The 13,086-nt window shown below is 39.7% G+C and carries 15 protein-coding genes and 1 pseudogene; 1 reads left to right on the plus strand and 15 read right to left on the minus strand.

The features are described from left to right. Positions 1-225 precede the first annotated feature (225 nt). The 14 genes and pseudogenes from ptsP to NHH15_RS11230 form a co-directional block, all read right to left on the minus strand. A pseudogene (ptsP, locus tag NHH15_RS11165) lies at positions 226-1,838 on the minus strand (phosphoenolpyruvate--protein phosphotransferase). 19 nt (positions 1,839-1,857) lie between these two features. Then, entirely contained in the window at positions 1,858-2,115 is a 258-nt protein-coding gene (locus NHH15_RS11170; protein WP_262066757.1) for an HPr family phosphocarrier protein, read from the minus strand. After that, on the minus strand, positions 2,102-2,791 hold the full coding sequence (locus NHH15_RS11175; protein WP_262066758.1) for an HAD family hydrolase: 690 nt from the start codon (positions 2,789-2,791) through the stop codon (positions 2,102-2,104). The genes NHH15_RS11170 and NHH15_RS11175 overlap by 14 nt, the downstream gene beginning before the upstream one ends. Before the next feature lie 5 nt (positions 2,792-2,796). Further along, positions 2,797-3,483, minus strand: coding sequence for an L-ribulose-5-phosphate 4-epimerase (locus NHH15_RS11180; RefSeq protein WP_262066759.1), 687 nt, complete (start codon positions 3,481-3,483; stop codon positions 2,797-2,799). Position 3,484: 1 nt separating this feature from the next. After that, the gene (locus NHH15_RS11185; protein ID WP_262066760.1) at positions 3,485-4,537 is read right to left on the minus strand and encodes a hypothetical protein; all 1,053 of its coding nucleotides are present in this window, start codon (positions 4,535-4,537) and stop codon (positions 3,485-3,487) included. Continuing rightward, positions 4,537-5,397 carry an L-ribulose-5-phosphate 3-epimerase gene (locus NHH15_RS11190; protein WP_262066761.1) on the minus strand — a complete coding sequence of 287 codons (861 nt, stop codon included), beginning with the start codon at positions 5,395-5,397 and terminating at the stop codon, positions 4,537-4,539. Before NHH15_RS11190 ends, NHH15_RS11185 begins: the two co-directional genes overlap by 1 nt. 42 nt (positions 5,398-5,439) lie before the next feature. Further along, positions 5,440-6,210, minus strand: coding sequence for a DeoR/GlpR family DNA-binding transcription regulator (locus NHH15_RS11195; RefSeq protein WP_262066762.1), 771 nt, complete (start codon positions 6,208-6,210; stop codon positions 5,440-5,442). 185 nt (positions 6,211-6,395) lie between these two features. Then, positions 6,396-6,701 (minus strand): PTS sugar transporter subunit IIB, encoded by a 306-nt coding sequence (locus tag NHH15_RS11200; RefSeq protein ID WP_262066763.1) that lies wholly within the window; start codon positions 6,699-6,701, stop codon positions 6,396-6,398. Positions 6,702-6,724: 23 nt separating this feature from the next. Next, positions 6,725-8,209: a PTS ascorbate transporter subunit IIC gene (locus NHH15_RS11205; RefSeq protein ID WP_262066764.1), complete on the minus strand. Its 1,485-nt coding sequence runs from the start codon at positions 8,207-8,209 to the stop codon at positions 6,725-6,727. Positions 8,210-8,233: 24 nt separating this feature from the next. Next, entirely contained in the window at positions 8,234-8,689 is a 456-nt protein-coding gene (locus tag NHH15_RS11210) for a PTS sugar transporter subunit IIA (protein ID WP_262066765.1), read from the minus strand. A 14-nt stretch (positions 8,690-8,703) separates the two neighbouring features. Next, positions 8,704-9,807, minus strand: a complete 1,104-nt coding sequence (gene ulaG, locus NHH15_RS11215) for an L-ascorbate 6-phosphate lactonase (RefSeq protein WP_262066766.1) — start codon at positions 9,805-9,807, stop codon at positions 8,704-8,706. Positions 9,808-10,070: 263 nt separating this feature from the next. Continuing rightward, positions 10,071-10,712, minus strand: coding sequence for a hypothetical protein (locus NHH15_RS11220; protein ID WP_262066767.1), 642 nt, complete (start codon positions 10,710-10,712; stop codon positions 10,071-10,073). 127 nt (positions 10,713-10,839) lie between these two features. Then, positions 10,840-11,325: a cyclophilin-like fold protein gene (locus tag NHH15_RS11225; protein ID WP_262066768.1), complete on the minus strand. Its 486-nt coding sequence runs from the start codon at positions 11,323-11,325 to the stop codon at positions 10,840-10,842. After that, positions 11,322-11,882: a DapH/DapD/GlmU-related protein gene (locus tag NHH15_RS11230; RefSeq protein WP_262066769.1), complete on the minus strand. Its 561-nt coding sequence runs from the start codon at positions 11,880-11,882 to the stop codon at positions 11,322-11,324. Before NHH15_RS11230 ends, NHH15_RS11225 begins: the two co-directional genes overlap by 4 nt. 115 nt (positions 11,883-11,997) lie before the next feature. On the opposite strand from NHH15_RS11230, the gene NHH15_RS11235 reads away from it, so the two are divergent. Then, positions 11,998-12,876 carry a LysR family transcriptional regulator gene (locus NHH15_RS11235; protein WP_262066770.1) on the plus strand — a complete coding sequence of 293 codons (879 nt, stop codon included), beginning with the start codon at positions 11,998-12,000 and terminating at the stop codon, positions 12,874-12,876. On the opposite strand, the gene NHH15_RS11240 is transcribed toward NHH15_RS11235, so the two are convergent. Continuing rightward, positions 12,868-13,083 (minus strand): PaaI family thioesterase, encoded by a 216-nt coding sequence (locus tag NHH15_RS11240; protein ID WP_262066815.1) that lies wholly within the window; start codon positions 13,081-13,083, stop codon positions 12,868-12,870. The two genes, NHH15_RS11235 and NHH15_RS11240, sit on opposite strands and share 9 nt — an antisense overlap. Positions 13,084-13,086: the final 3 nt, after the last annotated feature.

A 13,086-nucleotide genomic window follows, 5' to 3' on the forward strand; every position in this document is an offset into this window, starting at 1 on the left:
CAATTTTGTAAATTTAGACCATCCCCGTAAAAAATATGGAGCACATGATAAAAGACCGTATTTTTTGTCTCTATACTAAATGTTGAGGTGGATGATTTATAAAAAATGCACTTATAACACAAAACTGCTAAAATGTTGTTGTCTAAACAAGCAATAAAGTAGCTTTGGTATAAGTGCATTCTAATTCTATTAGTAAATAATTAAATTTATTGCTTATGGCTTACGCTAATCCATGTCCCGAATAATCTCCCGTATGGGAAGAATGAAGGATGGAGATACGGAGAGTTCATCAACTCCCATTTCCACAAATCTCTCGGTAAGAGCGGTATCCGCTCCCAATTCTCCACAGATGCCGACCCATGCCCCACCTTTATGACCGTTTTCTATCGTTGTTTCGATCATCTTAAGAATGCCGGATGATGGGGGTCGTAAAACTCATCCAGCTTGGGGTTTTGCCTGTCAATTGCAAGGGTGTACTGTGTCAGATCATTGGTGCCGATACTAAAGAAATCCACTTCCTTTGCCAGTTCTTCGCTTACAATAACCGCAGCTGGTGTTTCAATCATAATACCAAGCTCCACATCCTCATGTGCAATTTCCTGGGCTTTTAATTCAGCTTTTACTTCTTCGAAAATCTCTTTTACCTTTCGTATCTCCTCAACCGATATAATCATCGGCACCATAATCGAGATATTCCCGAATGCACTGGCTCTTAAAATGGCACGGAGCTGGGTCTTAAAGATATCCGGTCTTGTCAGACAGATACGTACGGCACGATATCCAAGAGCAGGATTTTCTTCCTTCTCCAGTTCAAAGTAATCCACTTGCTTATCTGCTCCGATGTCAAGAGTACGGATAATAACCTTTTTCCCACCCATATTTTGAGCGACTGTCTTATATGCAGCAAATTGCTCATTCTCCGTTGGATAGTCTTTCGTTTCCAGATAAAGGAATTCGCTGCGGAAAAGCCCGATTCCCTCTGCATCATTTGCAAGGGCCCCTATCGTATCGGATACACTGCCGATATTTGCATAAAGATTAACTTTTTTTCCGGATTTTGTTATGGATTCTTTTCCTTTTAATGAAATTAAAAGTTCCTGCTTTTTCTTCTCTTCTTCCACAACCTCTCGTGCACTCTTAAGTGTTTCTTCATCAGGATCAATAATAATTTCACCCTTATACCCATCCACAATAATCCTTTGATTATTCCATTCTTTTTGAATGGGAACTCCAATTACAGCAGGGATGTTCATCGTTCTTGCCAAGATGGCTGTATGGGAGTTCGTAGATCCCAGTTCTGTTACAAATCCAAGAAGCTTCGTTTTATCCATTTGCACTGTTTCGCTGGGGGCTAAGTCCTTCGCAAGTAAAATACAAGGTTCTTTTGGCTCGCTGGCGCTGGTTTCTTTGTTGCTTAAGATTCGTATGACCCGTTCGGATATATCCTTTATGTCTGCCGATCGTTCCTTCATATACGCATCTTCCATACCGGCAAACATAGCAGCAAAGTTATCACCCGTTACACCTACGGCATATTCTGCATTTACTTCCTGACTTTTGATGATGTTTACAATAGAATCACAGAAATCATCATCTTCTAAAAGCATTTGGTGAACTTCGAAGATAGCCGCTCCTTCTTCACCCACTTCTTTTAATGCCTTCTGGTAAAGCTCTCCAAGCTGGAGAACTGCTTTTGCTTTTCCTTCTTCAAAGCGGGTAAGTTCTTTTTCAATATCCTGTATCTTCTCCCTCTTCACCTGAGAGTCTTCTTTCTCATAGAAGTAAGCTTTTCCGATTGCAATTTTTTTCAGTACCGACTTCCCCGTGTATCTCTCCATCACTTTTCACCTCATTCCTCTACAGGTTATCTTTAAAAAAGGTTTCCATTGCCTTTGCTGCCTCTTCCTCATCTTCTCCTTCAATCGTCACAGTAACTTCTGCGCCCTTTTTTACCGCCATTCCCATGAGCATCATCAGCTGTGTTGCCTGTACTTCTTTTTCCTCTTTTTTTACCATAATCTTGCTGCTAAACTTTTTTGCTTCTTTCACTAATAATCCTGCCGGTCTTGCATGAAGACCTAATTCGTCATTTATTACATATTCAAATGATTTCATTTCTTCCTCCCTTTAAACACTCTTTGAAATTTTCGATTGTCTCATATTGGCTACTCTGGTTCGCTGGCTTATACCAGATTCCACGAAGTCCTGATTCAATCGATCCCTTAACATCTCGTTCTAAATTGTCACCTATAAAAACACATTCACAGGGTTTACATCCCAACTTTTTCACACACAGTTCAAAAAATTTTTCACTCGGTTTCTCTATTCCTGCTTCTTCACTGGTCAGTATCATATCCATATCCTCTAATACGCCTAGCTTTTCCAGTTTTCGATACTGAATATATGCCGTCATGTCCGTTCCCACACCTACGAGGATGCCCTGACTTTTCAGCTCTTTAATAAAATCTAAGAGTCCCGGCTCCGGCTTCATATCCTCAATCAATGTATCCCAGTAAATTTGATACATGGTAAGAGCCATAGAAAAAGATGACCGGTTGAGAAGTTCCAATAAGCATTGAAATCTCAATAGCCGGTTGTGACTGGCTGCGTATTGGATTCCTGTTCGCTCCTCAACCATTTCCTGAGCTCTTTTTATCTTTTCATAAAAATCTCTTTCCGATAGTCCAATCTTCTCTTTGCAGTATCGACTTACCTTCTGAAGTGCAATTTCATTTCCACCATCATAATCGTACATCGTATTATCAATATCAAAAACTACTGCTTTTATCATGAGAATTACTCCTGTCCGTAATATGCATTTTCTCCGTGTTTTCTGTAATAATGCTTATCCAATAATTCTTTAGGTGCCTCTGTTGCTCTGGGATTAATCATCTCTGTACAGGCCGCCATTTTTGCTACTTCCTCTAAAACAACAGCATTGTGTACGGCTTCATAAGCATCCTTACCCCAGGTAAAAGGACCATGATTTTTACAAAGCACACAAGGCACTGCCTCTATATCACGGTTTTGAAAATGCTCCACAATGAGCCTTCCTGTATTTGCCTCATAATCCTCTAATTCTTCCTTCGTCAGATTCCTTACGCAAGGCACCTCTCCATAAATATAATCTGCATGTGTCGTTCCATAGCAAGGAATCCCCCGTCCGCTTTGTGCCCAGCTGCTCGCCCAGGAGGAATGGGTATGTACGATTCCTCCGATTTGCGGAAATGCTTTATAAAGCTCACAGTGTGTTGCTGTGTCGGAGGAAGGATTGTACCTTCCTTCAATCTTATTCATATTCAGATCCATAACAACCATGTCTTCCGGCTTTAGCTGATTATAGTCTACTCCACTTGGTTTTATGACAAAATAACCACTTTCTCGGTCCATGGCACTTACATTACCCCAGGTAAATGTAACCAGCCCATATTTGGGCAGTTCCATATTTGCCTCATATACCACCTGCTTTAATTCTTCTAACATTTTATTTCTCCTCGGTTAAGGTATACATTGCCACCTCATCAATCTCACGATTTGTTGCAATAATCTTATCCACACCGTCTAAAACGTAATGATATACATTCGCCGGTCCACATCCTTTATCAATAACTTCTACATGATAGGTTTCCTTTTCTCTATCATAGGCAAATGCTAATAACTCCTGTTCTCCTTCCCGGTTTCCGATTAGAAGAGTTGGTCTTTTACATACTTCACTGCCGTATATTGCATGGCTGAAAGGAAGTGGTTTTGTGTATTCATAATCTTTCTGGAATTGACCTTCCTGCTTTTTATAAATTCGTATTGTCTCTCCATGAAATGGTGCTATAACCGCCAGCTCCTTTTCTCCATCCTGATCCAGGTCAAGAAGCAGCGCATCACTACAGGGTTCATCCAGTATCTTCTCGGTGGACCAATTTTCTTCCTCTTTCACCGGAGGTGTAAATAGATAAACTCCATTTTCTGCCGATACAAGGGCAGACACTGTATCTTCTTCTATACGATAGTATCCATGGTTCTTTAGAAGATTATCCATTAATACCTGAAGCTCCAACTGATTTCCTTCATGAAATTCACTTAAGTCTTTGGGAAGCTTTGCTCCGTATACTTTCCCCGGCTTACTCCAATCTCCCTTAAAATCGTTTCCAGATTTTATCGTACATGCAATCAAATAATTCTCACCCTTTTGGGTTAGTATATCGAATCTGTGAACGTAAGGAAGATTTACCAATGTTTTCACTTCCCACTTCCCTTTTCCTCTCGGAGTAACGAGAACAATTTTTGCATCATCTGCATCGTTTGGGGAATAGAATTTCTGTGTTGCCAAAAACTCCCCATTTGAACCAGGTATCTGCACCATGCTCATGGTTCCTCCGGGTTTTTCCCAGACAACATCCTTCTGATTTCCTTTGGCATCAAAGAGCAGGCACTCATCTGTCTTTTCCGCCGCAACTAATATATTTTCTTCTCCTTCGTAAAACAAAGGAGCAATGGAGTAGCATTTCGTCAGATGAGCTAATACTTTTTTCTCTATTTTCATTACGCCACCTGCCTTTCCTTTACTTGCCGGTTTAAAATCTCACGCATCATTTGACTTGCATAAGATAAGTCATCTTTCCATGTCTCATTGCCTGTATACCAGAATTCCGTTACATACTTTCGAATTCCCAGTTCCCAGGCTTTTTTAATTCCCCTTTCGAAATCAACATGCCCTGTTCCAAAGGGTACTTCCCTAAATACTCCGGGAATCGTTTCCTTTAAATGCATGGCAGATAAATGACCTCTTCCAGTCTCCAGGTCTTCCTCTACACTGGTTTCGTAAGTATATGCAGCATTCGTAATATTTCCCAAATCCGGATAGACATTCAGATAGGAAGAATTAACCTGATTTACGTAATGCATTGCTTTTTCTACTGTATTCATAAATTCTGTTTCCATAGTTTCAAAGCCTAATACTACTCCGGCACCTGCTGCCATCTCTGCTGCTTTTTTTAGATTCCCGGCAAATCGTTCTTTCGTTTCTTTTGTAGATTCTTCATAATAAACATCATAACCTGCTAATTGAATAATCCGAATTCCTAAATCTTCCGCCAATCGGATTGCCTTTTCCATAATCTCCATTCCTCTGGCCGCAATCGAATCATCCATACTTCCGATTGGATATTTACGATGTCCGCTTAGGCACATGGTTCGTATCGGTAAGTCAATTCCATTTGTTATGCTTAATAAACCGGCTCTTTCTTCTTGTGTCATATCGAGCCGTTTCAGCTTTTCATCTGTTTCATCTATACTAATCTCAAGGAAATCAAAACCTGCTTGCTTCGTATACATGAGTTTTTCTCTCCACCCTAGGTTCGGTGGCATGGACTTCTCATAAAGTCCTAATGTATATGCTTTCATGCTTCCTCCAACCGGCAAAGCATATGAGTTTAAATCTACTTTTTAAAAATCACTTCTACGTACCTGATGGATGTGAACACCTTTCTCTCTTAATAACTCCAGCTCTTCAGGGTCTGCCTTTTCGTCTGTAATTAAATGTTGAACCATATCAATTCCACAACTTGTAAAACTGCTGTTTCTTCCAATCTTAGTGTGGTCAGCAAGAATATAAACTGCTTGCGTCGCATGGTCTATCATCAGTTGATTTACATTTACTTCATTTGCAATCTCCGTTGTCATACCTGTTAATGAGGATATCCCGGAGCATCCCACGAAAGCTTTTTTGGCAAAAATGTTCTGCAAATTTCGTACCGCAAAATCACCTACCATTGCTTCCTTTGGATACCGAAGCTCTCCCCCCGTTAAAATAATGCTGACACCATCACCTTTTTCATAGTTGATTGCTTTTCCGTTATTGGTGATAACCGTTACATTATCCTTCTCTACATAACGAATCATTTGCAATGCATTACGACTGGTATTGATAAATATGGTATCTTCATCTTCTACAAGGGTGGCTGCATATCTTGCTATCAGTTCCCGATATAAGCTTACTTCATCTTGAGCGTTATCCGCTTGGTCTGTTACGACCGCCCCTCCGTAAAAACGTTTTACCTGCTTATTTTCTTCCAGATACTGCAGATCTCTTCGAATCGTTATTACGGATACCCCTAATCTCTTTGCTAGTTGGTTTACGTTTGCTTCCGGGTTTTTATTTAATATTTCAACGATTTGGCTTCTTCTTCCATCCACGTATGCTTTCTCTCTCTTCATAATAATCCTCCAATTCAATTATATGATTGATTATATCGTTTTTTATGAATTTTGTCATTAAAAAAGAGTAAAAAAATAAGCATAAGTGATTTTATGATTATTTCACTCATAAATCAGGGGAATATGGGATTATTGGAAATCTCTTTCCAATAATCCATTCCCTTTCTTTGCTCTGCTCTTACTTGTTAATCAATGATTCCATGTTCTTTCATCTTATCTTCAATTTCTTTTGGCGACATAATGTTTCTAAGTCCAATAACAGTTGTTCCTCTGGCTGCTGCATCTTTAAACATATTGCAGAAATTTTGTGCACAGAATACTACATCATATTGAGATGCCGCACTTTTCCCTTCTGATAGTGCACAGTGATGAATCTTTCCTGGTTTTAGTCCCACTTTATCCAGCACTTTCTGCATCGTCATTTTCATCATTAAGCTTGACCCTGCCCCGTTTGCACAACATACTAAAATACTCATGTTTTCTTTTGCCATTTTGCTTTCTCCTTTCAGTTCCTTTACTTGCTTTTTGCTTGTTTCAACTCTTTATACGCTTCATAATCTTTTGTCATTAAGAAGTAACCCTTTTTATCCATACGATATTGAATCTGAGGTATTGCAAGAAGTGCAATTACCACAATTGCGATACCTGCATAACTCAAGAACTTCATAACCGCCGTCATTACAGGCCATACCACTGCCCAGTCCCACATTCCTAAGTATCCGCCGTAAGCTGCCATTCCTGCCCATCCGGCAATAATTGCCGATCCAAACACCTGACATATGCCGGATAAGAACGGTAATATAAGTGCCGCCTTAACACCACCTTTTTCATTTGCGAAAATCGCAATCGTAGCATTGTCAAAAAATACTGGAACGAACCCACATATAATAAGCACCGGACTCTTTAGTACGATTAAAACTGCTATCGCAATAATCTGTCCTACAAAACCTGCTAAGAATCCAATTGGAACCGCATTTGCAGAACCAAATCCGAATGCAACTGCACAATCTACTCCCGGAACAGAACCAGGTAGAAGTTTGTTTGCAATTCCCTGGAAGGATTCCGTAAGCTCTGTTACGAAGGTACGAACTCCTAATTGGAGGATTGCTAAGTATACTGCAAAGTATAAACAAGTCTGTATAACATAGAACACCATGCTTTGTCCCTCTGCCATGAACTCTTGTTGTACAAGGTAGTCTCTTCCTAATACACATAGGATGATTCCAAAGAAGATCAGCATAAGGATTGATGTACATACCATGTTTTCATTAAAGATTGACATAAATCCCGGTAGCTCAATATCATCAAGCTTTTTCACTTTTTTTCCGTTTTTCTTCTTCCCAAATAGCTTCTCAGCCAGCCATGTATTTAATGCAATACCAAACATCTGCTGATGGGCAAGACAGAATCCGCCACCGTCTGATAACTCCTGACAAGGTTTAATTGTAAGATTTGAACCAACTGCCCAGTAAAGACCAAGCACAAGTGCCATTACAACAATCAGACCTATATCATTTTTAATCAGAAACGGACAGGCAAACAGGATTAGCCAATAGGCCGTTGAAGCCTGCTGTACTTGCACATGTCCTGTGGTAAACAACGCTCTCATCTTCGTGATTTTACTGAAACGAACCAATAAGATATTTACGACAAAGGCAATCAAAAGGAGAATCATAGCATTTCCAAATCCCTTGCCAAACACTTCTTCTACTCCTGCTGTTACCGCATTTTGTCCAAAGTACGGGTCAATAACTGTTGCATCCATGTTAAAACGATCTTTTAGTCCTACAAGTACCGGTCTAAAGTTACTAACCAGTCCACCGGAACCAACCGTTAAAATCAAATATCCTACAATCGCTTTGATTACGCCTGCAAGTACATCATACCATGATTTCCCAAGTAAAATGTATCCAAGCATAACAATCAGACCAATCATAAAAGCGGGTTGCTGTAAAATGTTAGTTGCAAAATACGACCAAGCACGCATTAATATATCCATAATATTACCCTCATTCTTTCCTTTTTAATCCACGTATTTCTTCTGAATCTCCAGTAAGTCTTTCGGAGTTTTCGCTTCCTTTAGTTCATTAATAATATCTTCGTTGCTAAGCAGTTCTGCCAGACCTGCCATATTCTCCAAATGCTCTTCGGGGTTACAAGATGCCAGAGTAAAAAATAAAGTAGCATCTTTCTCTTCATCTTCCGGATCAAAGCTTACTGGTTCTTCCAGCTTCATAAAAGCAATGGCTGTCTTGTGTACTCCCTTTGCACATTCCTGGGAGTGAGGCATCGCTACATCCGGCATAATCACAATATAAGGACCATATTCCTCAATACAACGAATGATATCTTCTTTGTAATTTTCCTCTACGGTTCCGTCTTGTTCCAAGACCTCACAGCTCATGCGAACTGCCTCTTTCCAGTCACTTGCATTTTTTGCAAATTTATAATGATTTTTTTCAACAAATTTCTTTAGCATAGTATCCTCCCTTATTATAGACAAGAACGGAAAGGTATATTCTGAGGTGCTTCGAAGCAGTCTTCAAATCCTCTTCTGTGATGATACGCTTTTTTGTCTTTATCTGTTGGATATACATATTTCCCACCTACTTCCCAGAAAAATGGGTGGAATCTGTAATCTAATCGATCTTTTTTCATTTCATGGAGCACACGAATTTCGTTTACATCTGCCATAAAATTTGTCCATACATCATAATGAATCGGCACTACTACCTTACATCTTAAAGCCTCTGCCATTCGAAGTACATCACAAGATGTCATTTTATCTGCCATTCCTACCGGATTTTCACCGTAAGAGGCAAATGCCACATCCACATCATAATCTTTTCCATGCTTCGCAAAATAGATTGAATAGTGAGAATCTCCACTATGATATACATTTCCTCCCGGTGTTTTAATCAGGTAGTTTACTGCTTTATCGTCCATATCTGTGGGACAAACTCCGGTCAGTTCTTCTCTGTCTTCCCCCGTAGAATCTGTTGTAACCAGACAGGTTCTATCAAATGAATCCAGTGCAACAATCTCAATATCTTTGATTTTTATTGTATCACCCGGTCTTACTGTAATACAACGTTCTTCCGGTACCCCCCATTTTTTCCACAAGTCAACAGATTTCTCAGGACCGATAAAGGGTACAGGGATGGTTTCACCCTTTTCATTTACTGTCGTCATTTTGGATTGAATAACATGTGCCGCATACTCTGCGCTCATATGATCCTGATGATAATGAGTTGCTAAAACTGCATCTACTTGTTTGATTGCAAAAGGATCGATCACAAAAGGTACTGCTCTTAGGTTTGGCTGCATGTTTCTTCCACCACACATATTTGCCATCTGATGGCCTACAGCCATTTTACCGTTACCATGTGTACGCTTTCCATTGCCACACCAAAGATCAACTGTTATATTGCATCCGCCGGGAGTCTTGAACCAGATACCGGTACATCCAAGCCACCACATTGCTACTGTACCGGGCTTTACTTCCTCGGCTTCAATCTCTTCATTTAACCAGGTTCCCCACTCAGGAAAAGTACTCATTATCCAGCTTTCTCTGGTGGTTTCATCAATCTTGCTCATAAATTCCTCCTTCAAACGATTCGCTCATATAACTCGAGTTTATATGTTGTTTATGTTTCTTTAATCGAACTTTATCACTTTTTATGTTCTTTTACAAGCTTTTTATATGTTCGTTGTTTGTTTTTACGAGCGTTTTATTCTTTTTTACCTATTGCATAAATATCACCTCTTCTTTTTATGCAATTTGTATAATCCATCAAAAAAAGAGAGAAATACCACATCAAATTTTGATATGACATTTCTCTCTTTTATGATATTTTAAATTAATTCATTATTCTAAAACTTGCGACACGTATCAATATCAGCACCGGAATCAATAAATAAAATCCCGCCCCCACCATTCCAATAATCGCTCTGGCAAAAATCTTCATGTTTTTTCGTTTTATTATAATACTGCTGACTACAGCCGGTACTCCGCATAGAAATGCAAATATCAGAATATATACTGCTGCCACCGGACCAATTGAAGTAATTAGAATAATCGAAGCTGGAAACGCAATGATTGCGACCCACATAGAAGCCAATGCCAGTATACCTTCCAGACTTCGTTTGCTCTGCTCTTTATTTCCTACGATCCCCATTGCCAACAGTCCATGATATGCCAGTTCGCATAGTCCCCAGGGAATCGCAAAGAACAGTCCTCCCATTACCACAAACATAACGAAAAACGTGGAAATCGGATTATCTACAAAGCTTGTGACATTTACACCATTTGCATAATATCTTGTATTACTCGATGATGGCTCTAAAACCATTACAAATGCTACAATAGCTGAGAGCACCAAGTGTATAACACTTACAACCACCACCGCTTTTTCCGGTATCTTCTTTGTCTTTTCCCATGCAACCTGTACGATTGCCCGTACGAAAGCCATCGTCACAAATAGAAAAAATAAAACTCCCATTCTCATCACCTTCCTTTGTGCTTACTGTATCATGTACACAAAAAGGCGGGCAATAGGTGTAAACGGGATTTAACAAGTTAATCATACCCCCAGTTCTTTTTCCAGATCATATTCATCCTATATAACCTCATTTTACTTCAAATAGAACCTCTGCATTTCCACTGCCAAGCGCATCCGTCAGGGTATCCGTATCCAAAATCCGGCCTATTGGCACGTAACCTCCGTAACTATTTTGAAAGGTCGTGTAGAAAAGAACCAGACTGTTTCCGGACCAAATATAAATCTCACCTGCTTGAATCATATCTGGCCTTTCTGTTTGAGTCTTTGGTAAATCAAAGGGAATGGATGCAACCTTTTCCTGATGGGAAAAATCTTCCATATTGAGGGTAAAAGGCATTTCATTAATGAGTGCTTTCACAGAGTCGTTATCGTAAAACTCTGCCTGAAAAGCTACCTCATCTATAATAATTCGAATTTCTTTTTTGTCTTGATGGTCTTTGGACACCTCTTTGCTCTCCTCTGGAGTATCTTGCACTGTCTCTTTTCGTATTCCACATCCCATAAGACCCAGAACCATTATCAACAGAATAATTACTTGATACCTTCTTTTCATGACTTGATTGCCTTTGCAGGCACTCCACCCACTACTGTATCTGCCGGTATATTCTTTGTTACCACAGCTCCTGCCGCTACAATGGCATTCTTGCCAATCGTCACACCTGGAAGAATCGTCACATTTGCTCCAATCCATACATTATTTTCAATAATAATCGGCGCTGGATGCATGTCTCCTCTGTCTTCCGGTGCAAATCCATGATTTAAGGTCGCAAGCACCGCATTGTGTCCAATCAGAACATCATCGCCAATCGTAATTCCTCCCTGATCCTGAAACCTGCATCCGGAATTGATAAAAACCCTTTTTCCAATTGTAATGTTTTTCCCGCAGTCCGTATAAAAAGGTGGAAACATCGCAAAACTTGGATCAATTTGCTTTCCGGTCAGCTCTGTCATTAATACTATAATCTCCTCTGGTGTATGGTATGTATTGTTCAGTTTTGTTGTAAGTTTTATTGCAGTCTGACTTACCTTATGCATATATTGATGCACCTCTGATCCTGCCTTAACTACTTTCCCACTGTTTAATTCATTTAAATATTCCTGTAAGTCCATCTTATCTCTACCTTTCTTTAATTATAATCGTTCACCTTTACTTCTATTATAGAATCCTATATATTATATGTAAAATACCTATGTTTTATATGTATCCATGCCTAGGAGGTATATTATGGAGTTGCGAGTACTACGCTATTTTCTTACTGTGGCACAAGAGGAAAGCATTTCTGCTGCTGCCAAATATTTGCATATCACACAGCCCACTCTCTCCAGACAGTTACTCGAACTGGAGGAAGAACTTGGTGTCCAGCTGTTTATCCGTGGGAAAAGAAAAATCACATTAACGAATGAAGGACTTCTGTTCCGGAAACGGGCAGAGGAAATTACAGAACTCGTTCGCAAGACCAGAGACGAGGTTACCTCTTCTAATGAAATTATAAGTGGTGACATTTACATTGGTGGCGGAGAGACTTTTTGCCTTCGTCCGATTGCAAAAATTATAAAGGATATGCAACAGGAATATCCCGGAATACGGGTTCATCTTTTTAGCGGAAATGCTGAAGATGTTACCGAAAGATTAGATAAAGGTTTGTTAGATTTTGGTGTATTGATTCAACCTACTAATGTCTCAAAATACCAGTCACTACGTTTACCCGGAAAGGATACCTGGGGCGTTTTGATGCAAAAGGACCATCCCCTTGCCATCAAGGATACTATTGCACCAAAGGATTTATGGGATGTCCCTCTAATCAGCTCCCGGCAGCATTTTGTAAGTGGAGATATCGAAAAATGGATTAAAAAAGACTACGAGAAATTAAATCTCGTAGCCACGTATAATCTTGTTTACAACGCCTCTCTTATGGTAGAGGAAGGGGTTGGTGTTGCATTGTGTCTTGATAATCTTGTAAATACCTCTGGAGACAGCAGCCTCTGCTTTAAGCCTTTGATGCCAAGGCTCGAAGCTTCACTTGATATTGTTTGGAAGAAATATCAGGTATTTTCAAAGGCTTCTGCACTTTTCCTTGAAAGGCTGCAGGATAAGTTATTCTAATGCAAAGCAGGTAAATGTACCCTTCGCACGTTTCTTTCCCGACTCATCAAAGATATCTACTTCAGAAACACTAATTGTTTTTCCACTTTTTAAAACCTTTGCCTCTGCGTACATCTTACCGGTTCCAATCATCGGAGCAAAATAGTTCATATCAGCAGAAACAGTAGTATTTCTTTTTCCGTTTGAAGCAATTGCCGAGGTAGCAATGGT

Origin of the sequence: Aequitasia blattaphilus (assembly GCF_024721305.1) — a bacterium.
In the GTDB taxonomy this organism is placed as follows: Bacteria; Bacillota; Clostridia; order Lachnospirales; family Lachnospiraceae; genus Aequitasia; species Aequitasia blattaphila.

Bases quoted from the DNA above. Each gene is read 5' to 3' on its own strand.
- NHH15_RS11170 (WP_262066757.1), bottom strand. From the start codon at position 2,115: ATGAAATCATTTGAATATGTAATAAATGACGAATTAGGTCTTCATGCA.
- NHH15_RS11175 (WP_262066758.1), bottom strand. From the start codon at position 2,791: ATGATAAAAGCAGTAGTTTTTGATATTGATAATACGATGTACGATTAT.
- NHH15_RS11180 (WP_262066759.1), bottom strand. From the start codon at position 3,483: ATGTTAGAAGAATTAAAGCAGGTGGTATATGAGGCAAATATGGAACTG.
- NHH15_RS11185 (WP_262066760.1), bottom strand. From the start codon at position 4,537: ATGAAAATAGAGAAAAAAGTATTAGCTCATCTGACGAAATGCTACTCC.
- NHH15_RS11190 (WP_262066761.1), bottom strand. From the start codon at position 5,397: ATGAAAGCATATACATTAGGACTTTATGAGAAGTCCATGCCACCGAAC.
- NHH15_RS11195 (WP_262066762.1), bottom strand. From the start codon at position 6,210: ATGAAGAGAGAGAAAGCATACGTGGATGGAAGAAGAAGCCAAATCGTT.
- NHH15_RS11200 (WP_262066763.1), bottom strand. From the start codon at position 6,701: ATGGCAAAAGAAAACATGAGTATTTTAGTATGTTGTGCAAACGGGGCA.
- NHH15_RS11205 (WP_262066764.1), bottom strand. From the start codon at position 8,209: ATGGATATATTAATGCGTGCTTGGTCGTATTTTGCAACTAACATTTTA.
- NHH15_RS11210 (WP_262066765.1), bottom strand. From the start codon at position 8,689: ATGCTAAAGAAATTTGTTGAAAAAAATCATTATAAATTTGCAAAAAAT.
- ulaG (WP_262066766.1), bottom strand. From the start codon at position 9,807: ATGAGCAAGATTGATGAAACCACCAGAGAAAGCTGGATAATGAGTACT.
- NHH15_RS11220 (WP_262066767.1), bottom strand. From the start codon at position 10,712: ATGGGAGTTTTATTTTTTCTATTTGTGACGATGGCTTTCGTACGGGCA.
- NHH15_RS11225 (WP_262066768.1), bottom strand. From the start codon at position 11,325: ATGAAAAGAAGGTATCAAGTAATTATTCTGTTGATAATGGTTCTGGGT.
- NHH15_RS11230 (WP_262066769.1), bottom strand. From the start codon at position 11,882: ATGGACTTACAGGAATATTTAAATGAATTAAACAGTGGGAAAGTAGTT.
- NHH15_RS11235 (WP_262066770.1), top strand. From the start codon at position 11,998: ATGGAGTTGCGAGTACTACGCTATTTTCTTACTGTGGCACAAGAGGAA.